Source organism: Streptomyces sp. NPDC055749, assembly GCF_053617235.1.
The window spans coordinates 21,292-43,675 of record NZ_JBSHFH010000039.1; the positions used below are offsets into that span (position 1 = coordinate 21,292).

17 protein-coding genes are annotated in these 22,384 nt (G+C 70.6%); 12 read left to right on the forward strand and 5 right to left on the reverse strand.

The genetic code is table 11. The features are described 5' to 3' along the window. Nucleotides 1-77 precede the first annotated feature (77 nt). Genes ACWGO0_RS25885 through ACWGO0_RS25910 form a run of 6 tightly spaced genes read left to right on the forward strand, consistent with a single transcriptional unit; the run spans nt 78 to nt 8,088 of the window. Nucleotides 78-1,265, forward strand: a complete 1,188-nt coding sequence (locus tag ACWGO0_RS25885; RefSeq protein ID WP_453539646.1) for an ATP-grasp domain-containing protein — start codon at nt 78-80, stop codon at nt 1,263-1,265. Then, nucleotides 1,262-3,016, forward strand: coding sequence for an IucA/IucC family protein (locus ACWGO0_RS25890; RefSeq protein WP_453539649.1), 1,755 nt, complete (start codon nt 1,262-1,264; stop codon nt 3,014-3,016). The genes ACWGO0_RS25885 and ACWGO0_RS25890 overlap by 4 nt, the downstream gene beginning before the upstream one ends. Before the next feature lie 6 nt (nt 3,017-3,022). Next, nucleotides 3,023-4,324, forward strand: coding sequence for an MFS transporter (locus tag ACWGO0_RS25895; RefSeq protein ID WP_453539652.1), 1,302 nt, complete (start codon nt 3,023-3,025; stop codon nt 4,322-4,324). Further along, the gene (locus ACWGO0_RS25900; protein WP_453539655.1) at nt 4,324-6,078 is read left to right on the forward strand and encodes an IucA/IucC family protein; all 1,755 of its coding nucleotides are present in this window, start codon (nt 4,324-4,326) and stop codon (nt 6,076-6,078) included. The genes ACWGO0_RS25895 and ACWGO0_RS25900 overlap by 1 nt, the downstream gene beginning before the upstream one ends. Next, nucleotides 6,075-7,277 (forward strand): type III PLP-dependent enzyme, encoded by a 1,203-nt coding sequence (locus tag ACWGO0_RS25905; protein WP_453539658.1) that lies wholly within the window; start codon nt 6,075-6,077, stop codon nt 7,275-7,277. Before ACWGO0_RS25900 ends, ACWGO0_RS25905 begins: the two co-directional genes overlap by 4 nt. 13 nt (nt 7,278-7,290) lie before the next feature. Further along, nucleotides 7,291-8,088, forward strand: a complete 798-nt coding sequence (locus ACWGO0_RS25910) for a helix-turn-helix domain-containing protein (protein ID WP_453539660.1) — start codon at nt 7,291-7,293, stop codon at nt 8,086-8,088. On the opposite strand, the gene ACWGO0_RS25915 is transcribed toward ACWGO0_RS25910, so the two are convergent. Then, nucleotides 8,078-8,491: a hypothetical protein gene (locus ACWGO0_RS25915; protein WP_453539663.1), complete on the reverse strand. Its 414-nt coding sequence runs from the start codon at nt 8,489-8,491 to the stop codon at nt 8,078-8,080. The two genes, ACWGO0_RS25910 and ACWGO0_RS25915, sit on opposite strands and share 11 nt — an antisense overlap. Before the next feature lie 301 nt (nt 8,492-8,792). Here ACWGO0_RS25915 and ACWGO0_RS25920 point away from each other — a divergent pair, with 301 nt between their 5' ends. After that, the gene (locus tag ACWGO0_RS25920; protein WP_453539666.1) at nt 8,793-10,433 is read left to right on the forward strand and encodes a chitobiase/beta-hexosaminidase C-terminal domain-containing protein; all 1,641 of its coding nucleotides are present in this window, start codon (nt 8,793-8,795) and stop codon (nt 10,431-10,433) included. A gap of 19 nt (nt 10,434-10,452) precedes the next feature. Here ACWGO0_RS25920 and ACWGO0_RS25925 read toward each other — a convergent pair whose 3' ends face one another. The 3 genes from ACWGO0_RS25925 to ACWGO0_RS25935 form a co-directional block, all read right to left on the reverse strand. Beyond that, the gene (locus tag ACWGO0_RS25925) at nt 10,453-11,388 is read right to left on the reverse strand and encodes an adhesin (RefSeq protein WP_453539669.1); all 936 of its coding nucleotides are present in this window, start codon (nt 11,386-11,388) and stop codon (nt 10,453-10,455) included. Nucleotides 11,389-11,471: 83 nt separating this feature from the next. Further along, nucleotides 11,472-13,349 (reverse strand): MFS transporter, encoded by a 1,878-nt coding sequence (locus ACWGO0_RS25930; RefSeq protein WP_453539672.1) that lies wholly within the window; start codon nt 13,347-13,349, stop codon nt 11,472-11,474. A gap of 139 nt (nt 13,350-13,488) precedes the next feature. Then, entirely contained in the window at nt 13,489-16,155 is a 2,667-nt protein-coding gene (locus ACWGO0_RS25935; RefSeq protein ID WP_453539675.1) for a serine hydrolase, read from the reverse strand. Nucleotides 16,156-16,327: 172 nt separating this feature from the next. Between ACWGO0_RS25935 and ACWGO0_RS25940 the strand changes: the two genes are divergently transcribed. The 3 genes from ACWGO0_RS25940 to ACWGO0_RS25950 all read left to right on the forward strand — a co-directional run bounded on the left by ACWGO0_RS25940 (nt 16,328) and on the right by ACWGO0_RS25950 (nt 18,577). Further along, nucleotides 16,328-17,047, forward strand: coding sequence for a GOLPH3/VPS74 family protein (locus ACWGO0_RS25940; RefSeq protein ID WP_453539678.1), 720 nt, complete (start codon nt 16,328-16,330; stop codon nt 17,045-17,047). Between the two features lie 241 nt (nt 17,048-17,288). Further along, the gene (locus ACWGO0_RS25945; protein WP_453539681.1) at nt 17,289-18,146 is read left to right on the forward strand and encodes a helix-turn-helix domain-containing protein; all 858 of its coding nucleotides are present in this window, start codon (nt 17,289-17,291) and stop codon (nt 18,144-18,146) included. Between the two features lie 224 nt (nt 18,147-18,370). Further along, nucleotides 18,371-18,577: a DUF397 domain-containing protein gene (locus ACWGO0_RS25950; RefSeq protein ID WP_453539684.1), complete on the forward strand. Its 207-nt coding sequence runs from the start codon at nt 18,371-18,373 to the stop codon at nt 18,575-18,577. A gap of 171 nt (nt 18,578-18,748) precedes the next feature. On the opposite strand, the gene ACWGO0_RS25955 is transcribed toward ACWGO0_RS25950, so the two are convergent. Then, a complete protein-coding gene (locus tag ACWGO0_RS25955) occupies nt 18,749-19,588 on the reverse strand; it encodes a hypothetical protein (RefSeq protein ID WP_453539687.1) in 840 nt (279 codons plus the stop codon). A gap of 79 nt (nt 19,589-19,667) precedes the next feature. On the opposite strand from ACWGO0_RS25955, the gene ACWGO0_RS25960 reads away from it, so the two are divergent. Continuing rightward, complete coding sequence (locus tag ACWGO0_RS25960) at nt 19,668-20,450, forward strand: SDR family oxidoreductase (protein ID WP_453539690.1); 783 nt, start codon at nt 19,668-19,670, stop codon at nt 20,448-20,450. Between the two features lie 322 nt (nt 20,451-20,772). Further along, the gene (locus tag ACWGO0_RS25965) at nt 20,773-22,362 is read left to right on the forward strand and encodes a sodium:solute symporter family protein (RefSeq protein WP_453539693.1); all 1,590 of its coding nucleotides are present in this window, start codon (nt 20,773-20,775) and stop codon (nt 22,360-22,362) included. Nucleotides 22,363-22,384: the final 22 nt, after the last annotated feature.

The window sequence follows — 22,384 nt, forward strand, 5'->3', positions numbered from 1 at the left end:
CCGGGGCGGGCCGTCGGCCGCACCGCCGGCCCGCCCCCGTCGCCCGCGCCCTCCGTCGTCCTCCGGAAGTGGTCCCCATGCGGTTGTACGTTCTCGCTCTCAACCCCACCGACTCGGTCACCGAGGGATTCCTCCCCGCGGCCCGGCGGCTCGGTCTCCGCGTCACCCTGCTGACCGACCGGCCCGAGCCCCATCTGCCCGCCCGCCCGGACGTCGAGGTCCTGGCCTGCGACGTACGGGATTTCCGCGCCGTCATCACCCGGATCGCGACGCACCACGAGCCCGCCGCCGTCTTCACCAACAGCGACCACCTCCAGACCCAGGCCGCCCTGGTGGCCGACTACTTCGGTCTGCCGGGCAAGAGCTGGCACGCCGCACTGCGCACCAAGGACAAGGCGCAGATGCGCCGCCACCTCAGCGCCGCCGGAGCCGACACCGTGTGGTCGGCCGAACTGCCCGCGGGTGCCGGCGCCGACAGCCTGGCCGCCAGTGCCCCGTACCCCTGTGTGGTCAAACCGCGGGAGGGCGTGGCCAGTGAGGACGTGGTGCTCGTCAGTGGGCCCGAGGAACTGACCCTGCGCTGCAAGGAGATCCAGGCGCGGCGGCCGAACGCGGCGCTGGTCGTCGAGGAGTATCTCGCCGGAGAGCTGTACACACTGGAGACGCTGGGCAACGGGCACATACGCCACGTCCTGGGCGGCTTCCACACCGAGCTCTCCGCGCCCCCGCATTTCATCGAGGAGCGCATGCGCTTCGTCGCCGGGCATCCGCACTCCGTCACGCAGCAGGTACTGGCCCAACTGGACGCCCTCGGCGTCGGCTTCGGCGCCTGCCACACCGAGTTCGTGGTGCAGGCGGGCCGCGCCAGGATCATCGAGGTCAACTACCGCGCCATCGGCGACCAGTGCGACCTGCTCCTCGAGCAGCTGCTCGACATCCCGCTCTTCGAGTACATCCTGCGTGTGCACCTCGGTAAGCCGCTGCCTGTCATCCTCGGCGCCCGCACCGACGGCTGTGCCCGGATCGACTACCCGTGCGCCGAGCGGGCCGGAACCCTTGTCGCCGCGCCCGAGGCCACCGACCTCCACGTCGACGGTGTCGCACTCACGTACCGGCCGCTGCGGCAGACCGGCGAACGGCACGATCTGTACCGCACCAACCGCGACTACCTCGGGGTCGTCCGTGCCACCGGCACCGACCAGGCGAGCGTGGACCGGGTCGTGGGCGGTTTCCTCGCATCGAACCGCTGGGAGATCACCCCATGACGGCCCCTGTCGCCGCGGAACGCGACACCGCCGAGGGCGAGCTCGTCCTACGGGTACTGAGCGCGCTGCTGCGCGAGGACGTGGCCGGCCTCCGCAGCCGCAGCACGCTCGTGGAGCACGCCGACGGCCGCTGGCTGCGCCTGCCGTCGGCAGACGGTGAGGCGTTGCTGCTGCCGGTCGGCGACGACGGTTACCAGTGCGAGCTGGCCGCCCGGCTCCCTGTTCTGCAACGGGAATCCGACGGAGCTCGGTTACGGACGTCCGACGCGATCATCGCCGCGCTCGCGCAGCTCGCCGACCCGGCCGACCGAGCCGGTTTCGACGCCTTCGCCGAGGAGTGCCGGCAGACCCTCGCCACCGTACGACTGCACGACGCGACCCGCGACGAGGTCACCACCGCGCTCGCGGACCGCTACGGCAGCAGCCCGGCCGACTGGACGGGCCTGGCCGGCGGCCTGGCCTTCGACACGCTCGCGGCGCGCCTCGACCACCCCGTGTATCCGACCGGGCGCGGCCGTTCCGGACTCACGGACGAACAACTGCGTTCGTACGCTCCCGAGTTCCATCCGACCGTGGCTCTGCGGACGCTCGCCCTCCCCCGTGAAGCCGTCACCGTCCAAGGACCGGAGGCTTGGCTGTCACCCTCGGCGGCCGGTCTCCCGGAACTCGAAGGCACCCATCTCGCCATTCCCGTACACCCGTTGACGCTCGGCGCCCCGCTGGCCGAAGCAATGCGCGCCACCGGGCTCGAACGGCGGGCGGTCCTGGCCGAACGGGCAGGGCCGGAGGCCGTACCCACCCTGTCGATGCGCACCGTGGCCCTCACCTCCGACCCCACCGTGCACCTCAAGCTGCCCCTGGCCACCGCCACTCTGGGCCTGCGCAACCGCCGCACCATCAAGCCGGGCACGCTCGTCGACGGAGCCGCGGGCCAGCGGATGGTCGAGGCGGTGATCGCCCGCGAGCCGCGCTTCCGCGAAACGATCCTGCACGCCGACGAGACGCGTTACGCGCACGCCGGGCACGAGCTGCTCGCCGTCCTCTGCCGCCGCTATCCGGCCGGACTCGACGACTCCGTCGTCCTGCCCATGGCGGCCCTGCTGAGCAGGGCACCCGACGGGCGGCTGCTCTCCGACCACCTCGCCGACCGTTTCTACGGCGGCCGGACGACGGCGCTCCTCGATGCCGTCCTCACCCTGCTCCTCGACTGGCAGACCACCCTCTTCGGGTACGGGATCGCCCTGGAGTCCCACCAGCAGAACATCTCCCTCGTGCTGGACGGGCCGGCGAACCGTCCCCGCCTCCGGCTGCTGTTCAAGGACAACGACGGCCCACGCGTCAACACCGCCCGGATGCGCAGTGCACTGGGCCAACAGGCGCCCGATACGGATGAGTTCGACGACGCGCGGATCTTCTGCGACGGCGACGGGCCGGTCGTCGACCTGTTCACCACCATCACCATCCACCTCTGCGCGGGCGCGTACGCCTTCGGGCTCGCCCGGCACGGCCGGGCCCCTCTCGCGGAGCTGCTGCGGCTGGTACGCGACCGGCTGGGCGAGGCCGTCGACCGGCTCGGCACCGGACCGGGGGAACCCGGTGCCGTACTGCGCAGGCATGTGCTGGACGCGGAGCGGCTGCCGGTCAAGGCGATGGTGAGCGCCGGGACCCTGCTCAGCAAGGAGCGCTCGGGCGCCGCCGACATCAACAAGCACTACACGACAGGACCCAACTACCTGCTGCCTGGGGCGTGAGCTGCGATGACGTCCGGAATCGGAATCACGACAGGGCCCACCGACACCAGGCCGGAGTTCGGCCCCCGCCAGGTGCGCGCCGTGGCCGCCTGCTACTTCGTGGCGTCCTTCGCCGCACTCGGCCTGCCCCCGTACCTCACCGTGATCCTTCCCGAGCTCGGCGACGCCACCGCGCGCTGGGCCGGGCTGCTCTACATCGTCCCGACGGTGTTCGGCGCGCTGGGCGCACCTCTGTGGGGGCGTCTCGCCGACCGTTACGGGCGCAAGCGGCTGCTGCTCCGCGCCCAGCTGGGACTAGCCGTATCGTTCCTGCTCGCCGGGTGGGCGGACTCCCTGGCCACGTTCACCGCCGCGCTCGTGCTCCAGGGCATCCTCGGCGGCACGTTCGCCGCGTCCAACGGCTATCTCGCGGCGGCACTGGACGGGCCCGGCCTGTCCAGGGCGCTCACCCTGATGCAGGGCGCGGCGCGAGCGGCGCTCGTCTTCGCGCCGATCGTCGTCGGCTCGCTGTCGCCCTGGGTCTCGCCGCACCGCCAGTACGCGCTGCTCGCGGTGCTGCCCCTGGCCGCGGCGGTGATGCTCGCCGCGCTGCCGGAGCCGGGCAAGGCACACGCGATCGCGGCACCGCCCGAGCCGTCCCCGGTACCGGAGATACCCGAGCCGTCCTCGATACCCGAGCCGTCCCAGGTCCCCGTATCCGACCGCCCACGCCCTCCGGCCACGGAGCCCGTCGCCCCGCTGCGCACGCTCTACGGCTACGAGTTCGCGTTCGTCTTCTCCACCGTCATCTCCTTCCCGTATCTGATCTCGCTGGTCGGAGAGCGCATACCCGGCATCTCGCCGGTCGTCTCCGGTGTCCTCTTCGCGCTGCCGCACCTCTTCTACCTCGTGTGCGCCATGCGGGTGCACAAGGCGTTCGAGAGCCGCCCGCGGACCGGGATCGCACTCGGCTTCGCCTTCATCGCCGTGGGCCTGGCCGGGCACGGCGTCGCCGGCACGCTCGCCGCCTTCACCGTCGTACGCCTGCTGCTCGGCGTCGGCCTCACGCTCGGCCTGGTCTGTCTGTCCATGCTGGCCGCCGACTGCGCCAAAGGCCGTCCGCCCGGCGGGATGTTCGGCTCACTGGAATTCGTCTCGAAGGCGGGGGCGGTCGCCGCCGGCCTCGCCGCCGCAGCCGGCAACACCGCGTTCGGACCGGCCGCACCCCTGTTCACCGGTACCGCCGTGGCCGTGGGAGCGGTGCTGACCGCCGCCCTCTCCGCCCGTCGCTCACACCGCACCACCACCCAGACCCGCTGGAGCCGTTGATGTCACTGCCCACCGGCACCGCCCGCGCACACCCCTCCACGCCTGCCGGGCTGCCCGGCGCCGACCAGGCCGTCGCGCACACCCTGCTCAACTGTCTGCTCCGCGAGGTGTCGGGGCCCGAGCACCAGACGGCCGTCTCCGACGGGCACCTCCTGCTGCGGCTGCCCCGGCGCGGCGTACTGCTCCGCGTGGCCCTGCGCCGCACCTCGCTCCTGGGCGCACACCGTTTCAGGGGCCCGGTGACCGAACAGCACGAGGGCGGCTGGCAGGAGGTGGGATGGCTCCGCCTCGCCGAGTACACGCACGCCGAGCTCTCGCTCCGTACCGGCGTGAGCAACGACGAGTTCCTGGACCAGATCCGCTCCAGCCACCAGGGGGTCTCGGCCGCACTCACCGCCCCCAGGGCCGTCCCGGACAGCGGCCCCCTCGCCACCTATCTGGCCTCCGAACAGTCCCTCCTGTTCGGCCACCGCTTCCACCCCACCCCCAAGGCCCGCAGCGGCGACCCGGCCGCCTGGTCCTCGTACGCCCCCGAGGCCGCCGCCTCCTTCCCGCTGCGGATGTTCGCCGTACGGGACCACCTGATCGCCGAGGAATCCACCGGCGCCGGGGCCACCGACCCCCTCGACCGGCTCCACCCGGTGCCGGAGGGATACCGCCTGCTGCCCGCGCACCCCTGGCAGTACGAGCTGCTGCGCGAGCACCCCGCGCTCGGGGAGTGCCTCGGCCGGGGCGACATCCTCGACCTGGGGCCCGGCCGGGAGCCATTCACCGCGACGGCCTCCGTACGCACCCTGTACAACGGCGACTCCTTCCTCAAGTTCAGCCTCAACATCCGCATCACCAACTGCCTGCGCAAGAACTCCAGTTACGAGCTCTCCGGCGCCGTCGCCCTGACCCGCGTACTGGCGCCCGCCCTGGCCGACCTGGCCACCCGCTTCCCCGCGAGCGCCGTGCTCCGCGAGCCCGCCTACCGCAGCCTCGCGGTGCCGGGTCCTGACGGCCGACCCGATCTGGGGCTCCTGGAGGGCTTCGGCGTGATCGTCCGCGAGGGCCTGGCGGAACGGCTGCGCCCCGGTACGACTCCGCTGCTCGCGGGGGCCGTCGCCGACGAGTTCCCCACCGGGCCCGGCCACCTCTCGCGGCTGCTGGACGGCGGGGGCCCGCAGGCGGCGCTCGACTGGTGGGCGGCCTACCTCGACCTGCTCGTGCCGCCCGTCCTCGCCGCGTACTTCGATCACGGCCTCGTACTGGAACCGCACCTGCAGAACGTCCTCGTCTGCGTCGACGGCGAAGGACTGCCCGTACAGGTCCTCTTCCGCGACCTGGAGGGCACCAAGCTCGTCCCCGAATTCCACGCCCGCACCCTCGCCTCGCTGCCGCCCGAGGTCGCGGAACCGCTCACCTACGACGCACAGCGCGGCTGGGACCGCGTCGTCTACTGCCTGCTGGTCAACCACGTCGCCGAGATGCTCGCCGCCCTCGCCGACCTCCACCCGCAGACCGAGACGGCGCTGTGGGCGCAGGTCCGCACCACCCTCCAGGAGTACGCCGACAAGCACGGCTGCCCGCCCCGCCTGAGCGCGCTGCTCGCAGGCGTACCTCTGCCCGCCAAGGCCAACCTCCTCACCCGCTGGGGACGCAAGGCCGACCGCGAGGCCGCGTACGTACGCCTCCCCTCACCTCTCGCCGAGGACCTGCTCTCCGGAGCGACCCGGCCCGACTGCCTCGCCGCCCCCTGGAGTGACCGATGACGCCCCCGACCCCTGCGGTGCGCGCACGCGCCCTGGCCCTCGGCCCGGACGAGCTGCCCGCCTACCTCTACGACCTGCCGGCCCTGCGCGCCCACGCCGCCGCGGTGCGGGCGGCGCTGCCGCCGAGCATCGAGCTGTACTACGCGGCCAAGGCCAACCCGGAGCCGGAGATCCTGGCGGCCCTCGGGCCGTACGTCGACGGGTACGAGGTCTCCTCCGGCGGCGAGCTGGCGCACGTCGGCAAGGCCGTCCCTGGCCGCCCGCTGGCCTTCGGCGGACCCGGCAAGACACCGGCGGAGATCGCCGCGGCCCTGGACCTCGGCGTGGAGCGCTTCCACGTGGAGAGCGAACACGAACTGCACCTGCTGGCGCACCTCGCGGAGCTGCGGGCCCCGGGCACCCGCATCGCGGTCCTCCTCCGCTTCAACCTGCCGCTGGCAGCGGGCACGCTGGAGGGCAGCTCGCTGGCCATGGGAGGCCGGCCGACCCCCTTCGGCCTCGATCCGGACCAGGCCGGCACAGCCGTCCGCCTGCTCACCGACGGCACCTACCCGCACCTCGATCTACGCGGGGTGCACGCCCACTTGGCGAGCGGCCTCGACGCACCCGAGCAGCTCGCGGTCGCCGAGTCGATCGTCACCTGGTCACTGGCACTGGCCGCGCGCCACGGCATCCCCCTGCCCGAGGTGAACATCGGCGGCGGCATGAACGTCGACTACACCCGGCCCGGCGCCCGCTACGACTGGGCCGCGTACGGCAAGGGCCTCGGCGCCCTGGCCGACGCCCACCCCGGCCTGCTGCTCCGCATCGAGCCGGGCCGCGCGCTCACCGCGTACTGCGGCTGGTACGCCACCGAGGTACTGGACGTGAAACAGAGCCACGGCGAGGAGTTCGCGGTCGTACGCGGCGGGACGCACCACCTGCGCACCCCGGCCGCCAAGAGCCACGACCAGCCGTGCGCCGTGCTCCCCGTCGATACCTGGCCCCACCCCTGGCCACGCCCCGAGGCGCGCCAGGACACCGTGACGCTGACCGGCCAGCTGTGCACCCCGAAGGACGTACTGTCGCGCGCCGTCCCCGCACCGGGGCTCCGGGCGGGCGACCGGGTGGCGTTCGCCCTGGCCGGCGCCTACGCCTGGAACATCTCGCACCACGACTTCCTGATGCACCCGCGACCCGGCTTCCACTTCCTGGAGTAGTTACGGTGATCCCATGACGACAACCACCGTGGTCGATACGGGAGTAGGGCCTCTGCTGCGCGGCTGGCGCGAGCGCCGCCGCGTCAGCCAGCTGGAGCTCGCACTGCGCGCGGACTCCTCGGCCCGGCACATCAGCTTCATCGAGACGGGCCGCTCACGCCCCAGCCAGGACATGATCCTGCGCCTGGCCGAGCAGCTGGACATTCCCGTACGGGAGCGCAACTCCCTTCTGCTGGCCGCCGGTTACGCACCCACGTACCCGGAGACCCCGCTCGACGACCCGGCGCTGGAGACCCTGCGCGCCGGGCTGCTGCAACTGCTCACCGGATACGAGCCGTATCCGGCGTTCGTGGTCGACGCGACCTACAACGTCGTCGCCGCCAACAACGGCATGACGATGATCCTGGACGGCGTACCGGAGCGGCTGCTCGCTCCCCCGCTCAACGCGATGCGCCTGACCCTCCACCCGGAGGGCCTGGCGCCGAGGATCCGCAATCTGCGGGAGTGGCGCGGACACCTCCTCGCCCAGATGGAGCGTCAGATCGCCCTGGTCCGCTCGGACGCGCTGCGCGAGCTGTACGAGGAGGTGTCGGCGTATCCGGTGCACGACACGGGCCCGGAGCCGGACGACCCGGTGCCGTACTTCGCGCTGCCGCTCCAGATCGAGCACGACGGCCGGGTGCTTTCGTTCATCTCGTCGATCTCGACGTTCAACACACCCATGGACGTGACGGTGGCCGAGCTGGCCATCGAGACACTGCTTCCGGCGGACCGGACGACGGCCGCGTACCTCCGCTCGCTCAGCGACTGAGCCGCAGAGCGCCGAACTGCACGGCCGCGAAACCGCCCACGGTGGCGGCCTGCATCAGCCCCCACACCGCACCGGCCGTGGTCGGCGTGAGCCAGAGGGCGAGTGCGGCGATGCTGACCACCACCCAGGCGACGTTCGTCTCGATCACCACGCGGGTCAGGAAGCCGGAGGGCTCGCGCCGGGAGGCGAGCCAGCCGACGTCGGCGGCGAACGCGAGAAGGAAGACGCCGAGCCAGAGGAGCAGCGTCGGGTCGACGCCCAGCAGGCGGCCGAGCGGCCCGGAAGCGGCCACGTAGGCGAGCCCGTTGGCCCCGGTGACCACCGCGTCGAGGGCGAGGAACCGACGGAGCATGGTGAGCGGCTCGGTGGTGCGGGCGAGGCCGGAAAGAGTGGTCACGGACATCGGGAATCAGCCTCCATCGGGGACGTACACGCTGGTCGGGGGCCGGATCCCGAGGCGGGGTAAGCCGCCTCGGAACCCGGTGGAACCACCATGCCGGTCGCCGGGAGAGGGGTCGATTACCCCGGAGGTAATGCCCGTTCGCACGCCGCGCACCGATGCGCGAGGCGCACCCGGACATTCACGGCCCCTTAACCGGGGCGTACACCGAAGCGCACCTCCGAATCGTCCGGGCTGCCTAGCCTGTTGGTTCAGACCGGTTACCACTTCGTTATGGTGACCGCTTCAGAGAACAGGGACCCCCGTGAGATTCACCCCTCTCGTGATCGCCGCGACCTCCGTGGCGCTCGTCTCGCCGATCGTCGCCCACGCCGACTCCCCCGGCACCTCCAGTCAGTCCGCACCCACCGCCGCCCCCGCCGCGCCCGGCGTCAGCGTGCCCGGTGGCCGCTACGAGCACCCGGTCGAGCTGAAGTTCCGGGCCGAGCCCGGAGTCACCGTCCGCTACACGCTCGACGGCACCACCCCGACCCTTCACAGCCGCGTGCACTCCCCGGGCCGCCCGCTGCGGATCACCGAGGACACCAACGTCACGGCCGTCGCCTTCCACGGCAGCAGGGCCAGCACCCCGGTGTCGTACGGCTACCTCATCAGGACCAGCGAGAAGCCCGTCGCACGCCTCGTCGTCATGTCCGACGTCCACGTCGGCGACCACGCGAGCAACGACAAGAAGTACGAGAGCTTCTTCGACACCATCGGGTCCATCTTCCCGAAGCCGGACGCGATCCTGTCCAACGGCGACATGATCAACGACAACGGCAACGGCCGCGGCCCGGACCACAAGATCGTCTCCGAGATCTTCCAGGCCAACCTCGCGCGCAAGGGCATGACCGGCACCCAGGTGCTTATGTCGAACGGCAACCACGACGCGAGCCTCACCGCGATACGGGACGGCTACCCCAAGCCCTGGTTCCCCGACTCCGGCGGCGGCTACTACGAGTCCACCGTCAACGGCATCCACCTCTTCACGGTGAACACCGAGACGTACAACTCCAGTACAGCCCAGCGCAATTGGCTCAAGGGGCGGCTGGCCGAGATCACCTCCGACCCGGCAAACGTCAACACGCCCGTCCTCGTGCAGGGCCACCGCCCCACGACCGGGACGGCCATGGACGGCCAGCAGGCGTCGAACCCGCGGCTCGCCGAGGACCTCGGCGCCTTCCCGCAGGCGGTCTTCTTCTCCGGCCACTCGCACCTGAACCTCAACGACGACCGCTCGATCCACCAGCGCGACTTCACCTCCGTCAACGACGGCTCGATGTCGTACGTCGAGGTCGACCACGGCTACCAGGCGGTCACCGAGACCGGCCTCGCCAACCGCTTCGAGACGCCGACCGCGCAGGCGCTCTTCGTCGAGGTCTACAAGGACCGCACCGAGATCGCCCGGGTCAACATGGCCGCGGACAAGCACGACATCTACACCGGCGGCCAGTGGTCGGCGAGCTGGCAGCCCCCGTACGCCAGCGCGGGCACGCTCAGCGGACCTGCCTGGACGGTACGGCTGAAGGGCTCGACCAACCAGCAGATCAAGGACAACTTCCGCTACACCGCGGCCCAGCGCAACACCGTGGCCCCGCGGTTCACTGCCCGTACGCCGCTGACGGCGGTTCCCGGCGCCACCGATGGGTCCACCGCGCTGCGGATCGCGCAGGCCGAGGACGACCAGATGGTGCACCACTACAAGGTCGACATCACCGACTCGGCGACCGGCGCGGCAGTCGTCTCCTCCAAGGTCCTCGCGGACTACACGTTCATGCCCCGGCCGAACACGCTGGACATCCCGGTGCCGGACGCGGCGCAGCCGACCCGGTACGCGGCACGGGTCGTCGCGGTCGACGCGTACGGGAACGCCTCCCCGGCCGTCACGCTGAACTTCGGCCGGTAGAACAGCCCACCAGCACGGCTCAGCGGCAGGAGACCTTCAGCTGGGCCGCCGCATGATGCGCGCCGACCAGTTCCTCGTCGCCCCAGTCGCGGCCCCGGTCGATCAACTGCACGGCGAAGGTGGCGCCCTTGACCGGGAAGCTCTTCACCGCGACCGGGGTGCCGCGGTGGTCCGGCTGGCGGACCGCGAAGCCCGTGTAGGCGGAGTCCGCGTCGTCGGGGTCGGAGAGCACGCGGTAGACGGTCGGATTGCCCGCCACATCGCGGTCACGGCCGCTGCTCGGGACGAAGACGGTGAGCGCGCACTCCCGGAAGCCCTTGCCGAGGTGCCAGGACCACACGGCGGTGTTGCCCCGGTCCTCGGTGGGGCTGCCGGACATCGGGACGGCGCTGAACCGGCCGTCGCACGAACTCCCGCTGAATCCACCGGAGTCGACGGTGTACCAGCCCGCGTCCCCGTTCTCGAAGCGCCCGTGCTCACGGTACTCACCCGTCGAGCAGCCGGGCCCCGCCCACGCCGTGTAACGGTAACGGGGCACGTCCGGTGACGGCTTCCCCGACGGGCTCGCGGACGCGGACACGGATACGGACGCCGACGCGCTGGGCGTCCGCGGGCCCTCGGTGCCCGGTGGTCCGATCAGGCTCGGGGCGCCGCCGACGGGGTCGGGCAGGGCATCGGCTCGGCCCGCCGCGCCCGGGCGGCCGGCACTCAACCCCTCGCCGTCCGCCGACGCGAGGAACGAGACGACGGTGAACAGACTGCCGGCCGCCACCACGACTCCCACCGCAAGCAGCGCCTTGCTCCGCACGGGCAGGGTGGATATCCGGCCGGTCAGCGTCTCGCGTGCGATCCACGAACCGTCCCCGCCCGCCGAACGGGCCACGGATCCGCAGCCGGGACAGACCATGCCCGGCAACGCGCCCCGCCGTTCACCGCCGCAGTGTTGGCACCTCATGCCAGCACACCTTGCCAGGGGCGCGCCCCCGGAGGGAGAGATCGTGCACGATTTACTTGCCCGAGCCGCATTCCCTCATCTGCTCAGTGCAGTTCCTCGGGGCACGGGGTGCCGGGCGGCAACTGGTACGGGGCAGCGAGCCGGTACACGCCCGGCCGGGGTGCGAGCAGTTCCGTCCACTCGTCGCCCTCCGGGTCCTCCTCCACCTTGATCAGGCAGCCGTGCAGGTTGTCGAAGGACTTCTCGGCGTCCCCGTCCACCTCCGAGCGGCGCTTGGACGCCTCGGTCTCCTGCGGGCGCTCCACGCTCTTGCCCTCGTCGTCGACGACGGCCAGCCAGCGCGAGTACGGAATCCGGATCAGCACCCGGCCCGCCTTCTCCACCCGGATGGTCAGCTTGTCGGGCCCCGCCCGCTCCACCGTCGCGGGCGAATCCGCCATCGGCACCGGGTCGAGGACGCGGTAGAGCGTCCAGTTGGCGTCGCCCCAGATCTCCTCCAGATACGGCTGGCCCGCCGCGACCAGGGCCGCTTCCTGCACCGCCCCGCTGGAGTCCGGTGCGCCATCGGGCAGCACGACGTAGTGCACGGCCCAGCGGTCCAGCCACTGCCGGTAGTTCACGGCGTTCAACGTGTCGTCGTAGAAGAGCGGATTGCGCTTCATATCGGCCTGGCGGTTCCAGCCGCGGGCCAGATTGACGTACGAGGGGAACGCGGACGCCTCCCGGTGACTGCTCGCGGGCACGACTTCCACCCTGCCCCGTTCGGCCCCCACCCGCTGGAGCTGATTGACCAGCGGGGCGAGTTCCCGGGTCCAGGAGGCGGTCGGGGCGGTACGGACGATGTCGTCGACGCCCTTGAAGCCGATCCAGAAGTTCAGCCCGGCGAAGGCCAGGACCAGGGCGTACCAACGGCGGCTTCGAGGCGCCGTGTACGGCAGTGCGGCGAGCAGCACGACTCCGGCGAAGAGCATCGCCATCCGCGACACGTTCGACCCGATCTGCGAGTCGACCACATAGGTCAGCAGGGTCCCCACGCCGTACACGGCGGCTGCGGTACGGACCGAGCTCCAGTCCTTCGGCACCAGCACGAAGACGAGGACCGAGAAGAGGAACGGCAGCGACAGGGTCCCGAGCGACATCGGCTGCGTACCGGAGAACGGGAACAGCCACGAGGACAGCGCCACGACGGCGACCGGGGCGAGTCCCAGTGCGTACGCGCCGGGGCGCCGTTTGTTCAGGAACAGGGCCGCAGCCACCACCCCGAGGAACAGTCCGGCGACCGGGCTGCCCGCGGTCGCGAGCCCGGCGAGGGGCGCGGCGACGGCCGCCTTCGCCCAGCGCTTGTACCGCCACCGGTGCGGCCAGCAGAAGACGGCGGCGACGGCACCCAGCGCGAACATCATGCCGAGACCGAACGTCACCCGCCCCGAGAGGGCGTTGCACAGATACGCGAAGACTCCGGCCAGCGAGCACGCGAGGGGGTTACGGACCGCCCGCACCCGCACGAGGATCAGCGCGGTGAGCGCGGCGGAGACCGTGCCGACGATCATCATCGTCGTACGGACGCCGAGGACGGACATCAGATACGGCGACACCACGCTGTACGAGACGGGGTGCATGCCCCCGTACCAGGCGAGGTTGTACGCCGTTCCCGGATGCCGGCCGACGAACTCGGCCCAGGCGTCCTGTGCGGCGATGTCGCCGCCACTGTTCGCGAAGAAGAAGAACCACAGGATGTGGGTGACCGCGGCGGCGGCCGTCGCGATGGTCACGGGGTGACCCAGCAGGCGCCGCCAGCGGTTCGGCCGCGGCGTCGGGGCGGTCACGGGCTCGGGGGTGCGCGGGGCAGGGAGCCGTATTCGCGTAGCTCCGTTGCTGCTGTTACTGCCGCTCGCGCCGGCACCGTTCTTTCCGCTGCCTCGGTCCGTCGCACGGCCGGGTCTCGGCTCCGCGGTGGTCACTACGGCTCTCTCCCCGTCCTCCGCCGGCCCGTACTTCCCCAAGGACGCCGTCCCGGGGCCTCAAGTTGCCTGGGGACGCTAGCACGTGCCCCATCAGGTAAGGAGGCGCCGCGGACGGCGCCTCCTCAACGTCCGCGCGTCAGCCGACGCGCGTCATCTTGTCGCCGAACGTCGGCTCCGTCAGATCGCCCTGGAGCGCGACGGGGGCACTGACCTTTCCGCTGCCGGTACCGACGGTCACCACTCCGACCTGCGTACCGGCAGGCGCGGTGTGGGAGATCTCGTTGCCGCTGTCCGTGACGGACAGTTCGACCTTCAGCCCCGTCCAGCCGACGGCCTTCAGGTTCTTGGTGGCGACGACGGGCGTGCTGCGGCCGAAGCCGTCGTCGACGTACCCGACGACGTCACCCTTCTTCACGACGGTGGCCGAGGTGACGGCCGCCTGCGAGTCCTGGATCAGCTTGAGACCGTTGGTCAGCGACAGCTTGAGGCTGTCGTAGAGGCGGCCGGTATTGGCCTGCTGCCCCATGACCACGCCGTAGATCCGGTGCGTCTTGCCGTCCACGACCGTGTTCGCGGACCAGAGCAGACATCCGCCCGCAGGGGTGGACGAACCCGTCTTGATGCCGCTCACACCGGGCTTCAGCAGGAGCGTGTTGTTGTTGTAGATCGGGGTGGTGATGTCCTCGATCTGGACCTCGGGCATGTCCACGATCTCGCGGAACACCTCGTTCTGCATGACCGCCTGGGCCAGCTTCAGCTGGTCGGCCGCGGTGGAGACGGTCGTCTTCTCCAGCCCACTGGGGTCCGTGTACGTCGTCCCGGTCATCCCGAGTTCCTTGGCCGCGTCGTTCATCTTGTCGACGAACTCCGCGTCGGTCGGGGAGTCCCAGCGGGCGAACAGCCGGGCGGCGTTGTTCCCGGACGGGATCATCAGGAGCTGGAGCAGATCGCGCTGGCTGAGCTGCTGCCCCTTCGTGAGGGGGGCCGTCGACTCGTCGGTCAGCTTGGACTCGTCCTCCGCCCGCTGGTCGACCGTGATCATCTCGCCGGGCTCGTCACCCTTGAGCGGGTGCTCGCGCAGGATGACGTACGCCGTCATGACCTTCGCGACACTGGCGATCGGCGCGGGCTTCTGCGCCCCTTCGGAGCCGAGCGAACCCACGCCGTCGACGATCACGGCGGACTGCCCCTGGCCGGGCCAGGCGAGGTCCAGCGGGTCGCCCTGGAAGGTGTACGTCGGCTCCGCCGTCAGCCTGAGCTCGGGCGTCGGTAGCGGGCGCACCATCTGCGCGATCGCAAAGATGACCACCGCGAGCAGGAGCAGCGGGGTCCAGATCTTGACCCGGCGCACCGCGGTGCGAACCGGCGTCTCCTCCGGCGGAGGGGTATTCGTGAGCTCGGCGAGCAGGTCGAGCGGCGGCTTGGGCGGCAAGGGCTGCTGCCGGGTCCGCTCGGCCCCGCTGAGCGCCGGGCCGGGCGCACCGGCGCCCGGCGAGGCCGCCCAGCTGGGCGCCGCGGAACGCCCGGCACCCCGGTCGGGCGTGACGTCCGGGGTGACCGTGGGCCCGATCACGGGCGCGGCACCCGACCGCACGTCATCGGAACGCAACGGCACGAACTTGCTGGTCCGCTCGGCGGGCGTCTCCGGCTTCGGCATCGCCGGGGGGATCTTCAACGCGGTCGTCGGCTGATCGACCCGAGCGGGCTTGACGGCCTTGAAGACGGCGGTGGGCTGATCGATTCCGCGCTTGTCCTGCGGGGCGTCGGTGGGGGTGGGGGTGTCGGTGGGGGTGGGGGTGTCGGTGGGGGTGGTGGTGGTCCCGGAGGAAACGGCGGGCTCGGCGGGCTCGGCGGGCGTGGCCGTCGGCTTGGCGGGCTCGGCGGAGCCGGTGGGCTCGGTGGAGCCGGTGGATCCGGCAGGCTCTGTCGACTCGGTCGGCCTGGGCAGCCCGGCGGGCTCAGCCGGGGCCGCGGGGCCGCCGGGCTCGGTCGGCTGGGCGAGCTCGGCGCAGCCGGCGGATTCGGCGGACCGGACCGGCTCGGCAGGTTCTGCCGGTTCGGCGGCCTCGACCGCCTCGGCGGGTTCGGAGCCTTCAGTGGCCTGAGCAGGCTCGGTCCGATCGGCGGACTCCGCAGGCTCGGCGGCCTCGGGCAGCTCTACCCGGTTGGCGGCATCCGTGCCCCCGGCCGGCTCAGCGGGTGCCGCAGCGTCAGCGGCCCCGTCGGCATCGGCGGGCTCGGGCTCGTTCGCCGGCTCGGCGGGTGTGGCCGGATCCGTGGGCTCCTCGGCGTCCGCAGTCATCGCCGACGCAGTGGACGCCGCCGGCTCGTCCGACGTGGACTCCTCGCGGGTCCTCGGGACCCGGGGCTCGTCCGCGGTCTCGGCGGCGCCGTCCGCGTCGTCGCCGCGCGCGACCCACGCGGCGACCGCCGCACGCAACCTCGCGTCACCCGGCTCCGCAGCCGCACCCGGCTCCGAGCCCGCGTCCGCCTCAGCCGTCACCGGAGCCTCAGCGGCCCCGTCGGCGTCCGAGGGCTCCCCGGTGCCACCGGGAGACGTGGAGCCCTTCTCAGGGCCGTCCAGGGCCTCTCCGGAAGCCGGAGGACCGTCATCGGCGCCGTCGTCCGACACCGGCATACGGAACACCGCCGTCGCACTGTCCGTCGAAGCGGCGGCCGGTTCTCGGAACACGGCGAGCCGCGGATCACGTTCTTCCGCAGCCGTCCCCGACGACTTCCGCTGCTCCGACTTGTCGGGGGACTCGCCCGCCACCGATGCCTCCTCCATGCGCGGCGGGGGCATCCCCGCACTGTTCGACTGTCCGAACCATCTACCAGTGTCCTGTGTGAACCACTACCCCGGCTGCTAGACGAGAACGACATACCTTCTGGTTCCCGTACAAAGCACCCAGGCGCTCTCGACAGACCAATGTGAGAGGGGTCACCCTGTCATTCATCCACGCGGGGAGGCATGGATGGGCAGGAGCCGCAGAACAATTCCGGAGGAGCTTCTGCTGCTCGCTCTGGACCCGACCACGGGTACCACAGCGCAGCCGCAGTCGCTCGACCTCGGCCTCGCCGGAGCACAGCTAGTGGAGCTGGCTCTGGCAGGACGGATAGCCCCTGACGGGGATCGTATCGCCGTGGTGATGCCACGGCCGACAGGAGATCCGACTCTGGACTCCGCACTGGAACTGCTGCGCCGACGCGGCAGCCCGGTCCGGGCCGTCCACTGGATTGGCGGGCCCCGACTGGGGCTGCGCCAGATCTACCTCGCTCATCTGGAGCGGTGCGGCATGGTGCATGCCGTGGCGGGCCAGATGTGCGGAGTGCTGCCGACGACTCGCTACCAGGCGACGGACACGGCAATCAGCCGGGACATCAGAAACCGGCTGGACAGTGCGATCCGCACCGGCGTACCGCCGGACCCGCGGACCGCGGCGCTCGCCGCACTGGCCCACGCGGTCGGACTCGGCAAGCACCTGTACCCCGGGAACGAGGGGCGCTCGTCGCGCTCCCGGCTCCGGGACCTGATCAGACACGACCCGATGGGCGGACTCGTGGCGCACGCCGTGATGGACGTCCAGAACGGCGTGGCCGTACAGCCACGCCGTAATCAGCAGGCGGCAGGCGTGCCGTTGCAGCCCGGGGCGCAAGCGCGTCACGGCAGCATGGCGCACACCTCCGTCCGCTGACCGCAGCACCGCACCGCAGCACCGCACCGAACACCGCGCAGAGCACCGCGCGGAGAACCGAATACCGCCGCACCGACGTCCCCAAGACCCGGTTCGGGAGCCGCACCACGCGCGGGGCAGCCGGATCCACCGGCTGCCCCGCGCGCCTGCGTGTGGCCATTTCCCAGCGCGCCCATGGTCATGGGTGGCAATCTGCTGAGCAGTAGATACGCACAGCTACATAGCCGGAGGTGCCGTTTCCGTGCCGTCCAACGTCAATCCCACCGTCAGGCGACGCCGGTTGGGCCAGGAATTGCGCCGCCTGCGCGAGATCAAGGGCATGACGGCCGAGGAGGTGGCGGAGCGCCTGCTGGTCTCGCAGTCGAAGATCAGCCGCCTGGAGAACGGCCGCCGCTCCATCAGCCAGCGAGACGTCCGCGACCTCTGCGGCGTGTACGAGGTCGAGGACCACCGCATCGTCGACTCACTCATGCAGATGGCCAAGGACTCCCGCCAGCAGGGCTGGTGGCACGCCTTCGGCGACATCCCGTACAGCGTCTACATCGGTCTGGAGACCGATGCGGAGTCCTTGCGGGTGTACGAGCCCCAGGTCGTACCGGGCCTGCTGCAGACCCGGCAGTACGCCGAGGCGCTCATCAACGGCGCCCTGCCGGAATCCGCCCCTTCCGACATCGAGAAGCGGGTCAACGTCCGGGCGCGCCGACAGGACCGGATCAACGCGCCGGAGCATCCGCTGCGCCTCTGGGCCGTCATCGACGAGTCCGCGCTGCACCGGATGGTCGGCGGCAAGCAGGTGATGATCGACCAGCTGGAGCACCTCATCGAGCAGTCGAACCTGCCCCACGTCACCATTCAGGTGCTGCCGTTCGAAATGGGGGCACACCCCGGCATCAACGGGCAGTACGCCATTCTGGAATTCCCGGATGCCGCGGACTCCAGCGTGGTCTACATCGAGGGCGTCACCAGTGACCTGTATCTGGAGAAAGCCAATGATGTGCAGCGATACAGCGTCATGTACGAGCACTTGCGGGCACAGGCGCTGAATGTGGAACAGACCCGGGAGTTCATCAGCGACATCGCCAAGGGTTACACCCGCTGATTCCAGTCACGCCGCGAAGTCTGTTTTGCGAGAAATACAGCGATGTCAGGTGAGGGGTGGCGGCAGAGTACACCGCCGCCACCTCTCGGCGGAAGACTCACAGGGGATATGCCATCCGGTCGAGTGAATGGCCCCGTCACGCAGGGAAGTTGGCGAGTAGCGTCGATCACGCCAACAGGAACGCAGTCGGTTCCGCTCGCACAACTCTCTGAACCGGAGTGAAAATGGCTATTCTTCAGGGTGCTACGGACATGTGGACGAAGTCCTCGTACTCCGGCGGCAACGGCGCGTGCGTCGAGGTCAAGTCCCCCATCACGCAGGCCATTGCCGTGCGCGACTCGAAGGTTCCCGAGGGCCCCTCGATCACCTTCGTGCCCGGCGCGTGGAATGCCTTCGTGCGGGATGTCGCAGCGGGCGCTGTCGACGCCTGACCGGTGCTGTCCGCAGCACACGGAAGCATCAACGACCGGAGCCCTCTCGACTGGCCCGCCGTCCTGGCCGAGGGGGCCCTGCTCCGAGCCGGACGGCCTTCAGGACACTGCTTCGCGGCAACTGCTCCACAGCGACCGCTTCACAGCAACTGAAGGCCGTCCGGCCGAAGATCAGCGCAACTGATCGACGTACCGGTCCGTCCCGGGCACGGTAGGGATGAACGGCGCGACCAGTTCGACCCGCCCCAGGCCCGATGCGGCGACCGCCCCGTCGAGCCCCGTGAAGTGCTTCGCCCAGCAGGCACGCGGGTCCTCCTGGAGAAACCACAGCAGCGTCAGCCGGGTGTCCACGCCCTCGACCTGCTTCACATAGGTCATGCGGTCACCGGGCAGCGGCGTGGGCCGGAAGACCGTGACCATCGCCGCAGGCGACCCGGCGAGCAGCTTCGGCAGATGCCGGGAGCGCAGCCACTCCAGCAGTTCCGCGCGCCGCTCGGGCCCGTCGGCGTCGACGACCTGGAGCACGAGCCCCGCGTACGGATGGTCGAGCGCGTGGAAGTCGCGCGGCCCGGCGGCCCCGTCGCGGTAGACGGTCGCCTCGTGGTCCTGGAAGGCCGTGAAGACGTGGGTCCGGTCCTGGTGGACGCGGCCGTCCCGGTTGAGCCGCTTGTTGATCCCGACGGTCCACTTCATGTGCTCGTCGTAACGCCCGTCCGTCACCCAGTAGGTGGACAGATAACACCCGGCGCCGACCGGCTGCGCCACCGCGGACTTCTCCGGGTAGCGCAGTTCCTGGAGCTCACGGGTGGCGACCCAGCGCCGGCCCGCGAACATCCAGGGCATCGCCATCGCGCCGGCGATGTAGTGATCGTCCTCGTACCAGCGGTTGTAGGCGTACTCATGGCCCGGATGCGGTTCGACCATGGTGATCAGCGCGTGCCCGGGGTGGACTCCGTACGGTCCCACCGCCGCCAGCTCCGCGTACGGACCGCTCCGTGTCTCCTCGCTCATGCCGTTCCCCTTCCGTGCTTCGCCACGGCGTCCTACTCTGACGCTCCGTCAGAAGAACTGCCAGAGCCGGGAGGCGCCGATGTTGCTCGCTGGGAAGACCGTCATCGTGTCGGGTGTCGGCACCGGTCTCGGTCATCAGGTCGCGGCGGCCGTCGTACGGGACGGGGGCCACGCGGTCCTCGGTGCGCGTACCGCGGCGAATCTCGCCAGGACGGCCGCCGAGATCGATCCGGAGGGCCGGCACACGGCCCGGCTGGCGACCGACATCACCGACGAGACGCAGTGCGAGGCGCTCGCCGGGCTTGCTCTCTCGCGGTTCGGGCGGATCGACGCGGTGGTTCATGTGGCCGCCCTGGACACCCACTTCGGCGGCCTGGAGGATGCCGACTTCGCCGCCTGGCAGTCGGTGCTCGACGTCAATCTGCTCGGGACGCTACGGATGACCAGGGCCTGTCTGCCCGCACTGAAGGAGCACGGCGGTTCGGTGGTCATCATCGGTACGCAGTCCTCGGTGGCCGCCCCGACCCAGGTGCGCCAGGCGGCGTACGCGGCGTCGAAGGGCGCGCTCACGTCCGCGATGTACTCGCTGGCGCAGGAGCTGGGACCGCACCGGATACGGGTGAACACGGTGCTGCCCGGCTGGATGTGGGGGCCGCCGGTACAGGCGTACGTGAAGTTCGCCGCACATACGGACGGAGTGCCCGAGGAGGAGGTGCTGGCCGGGCTCACCGCACGGATGGCGCTGCCCGAGCCGGCCACGGACGGGGATGTGGCGGAGGCCGCGGTGTTCCTGGCCTCCGACCGGGCCCGGTCGATCACCGGACAGTCGCTTCTGGTCAACGCCGGCGAGCTGATGCGCTGACGGCAGGGGCAGATCTCCTCCTCACTCGGCCGCACGGGACCCGCATCCCGTGCGGTCTTTCTCGTATGTACGACACTGACGAAGTGCCCGCCCATCGTGTGGCCGCTGTCACGTTCGCGACAACGCCCCACAAGGTCAAGAACAAGCAAAATCGTTCGGCTTGCTGATTGGCGTTCACATCTCTGATCGCTCGAAGCCTTGACCGAGGACCCGGACAGGCGGTTCAATCCCCGAAGTCCCCGCTCCCGCACGGGGTCACCGCTGAACGGCCGTACTGACGGAGTGCGTACCCGTTCACAAGGCGGACCCCTGGAGGGGGCACATGAACAGTCTCGACTGGGCCGTGCTCATCGGCTACTTCGGTGTGATGGTCGCGATCGGACTCTGGTCGCACAAGCGCGTGGACAACGTCAGCGACTTCTTCACGGCCGGCGGCAAGATGCCGTGGTGGCTGTCGGGCATCTCGCACCACATGTCCGGCTACAGCGCGGTGATGTTCACCGGCTACGCGGGCATCGCGTACCAGTACGGCGTCACGTCCTTCGTGACCTGGTCGCTGCCGATCGCCATCGGCATCGGTATCGGCGCCAAGCTCTTCGCGCCCCGGCTCAACCGGCTGCGCTCGCGACTGCACGTCGCCTCGCCGCTCGAATACCTCAAGACCCGGTACAACATCCCGACCCAGCAGGCACTGGCCTGGTCCGGGCTGCTCCTGAAGATCGTGGACGTCGGTGCCAAATGGGCGGCCATCGCGACACTGCTCTCCGTCTTCACCGGCATCACCCTCACCCAGGGCATCTTCATCACCGGCGCCATCACTGCCGTCTACTGCACGGTCGGCGGCCTGTGGGCCGATGCGCTCACCGAGCTCGGCCAGTTCATCATCCAGCTCTTCGCCGGGCTCGCGATGCTGGTCATCGCCATGCGCGAGCTGGGCGGCTTCAGCTCGCTGTGGACGGTCTGGGACAAGCTGCCCGAGGGCCACACGGAGCCGACGGCGGGTCCGTACACCGTGACGTTCCTGCTGGCGTACCTGTTCATCAAGACCTTCGAGTACAACGGCGGCATGTGGAACCAGGCCCAGCGCTACATGGCCACGGACTCCGCACGCTCGGCGACCCGTTCGGCCTATCTCTCCGCGATCCTGTGGCTCGTCTGGCCGGTCGTCCTCTTCTTCCCGATGTGGGTGGCCCCGCTGCTCGTCGAGGCCAAGAAGCCGGACGCCTCGGACTCGTACGCCCTGATGACCGAACAGCTGCTGCCGCACGGGCTGCTGGGCCTGGTGGTCGTCGGGTTCTTCTCGCACACGATGGCCATGTGCTCCTCCGACGCCAACGCCATCTCGGCGGTCTTCACCCGCGACATCGCGCCGGTCTTCTCCAAGGCCGCGCGCACCTGGAGCAACCGCAGCGGTCTGCTGGCGGCGCGGCTCTCCACGCTCGCCTTCCTCGGTCTGTCGATGGCGCTGGCGACGCAGATCAACTCGCCGACGTTCAAGGACATCATCTCGGTCGTCATCAAGTGGGTGGCGGGTCTGATGGGCCCGATCGCGATCCCGTTCATGCTGGGTCTGCTGCGCAGGTTCCGGAAGTCGGGGCCGACGGCGGCGCTCACCAGCTGGGCGGCGGGGCTGCTCGCGTTCTTCTTCACCAATTACAACCTCGACGGTTCGGTCAAGACGGATGTGGCGCTCCAGTACCAGGTGGCGCTTCCGCTGGCGATCTCGCTGGTCCTCTACATCGTGATCGGCTTCATCAAGCCGGAGGACACCCCGGAGCGCGACGCGGTCATCGAGCAGATCAACACGGACGACGACGGGGGCGCGGCGGGAGGAGCCGCGGGCGGTGCGGGGATTCCCGCGCAGGCCGGTCCCGGGGGCCCGGCGGTGCTCCGTGAGGGCGTGAAGGACTGACCTTCGCGCAGCAGCGGACGGT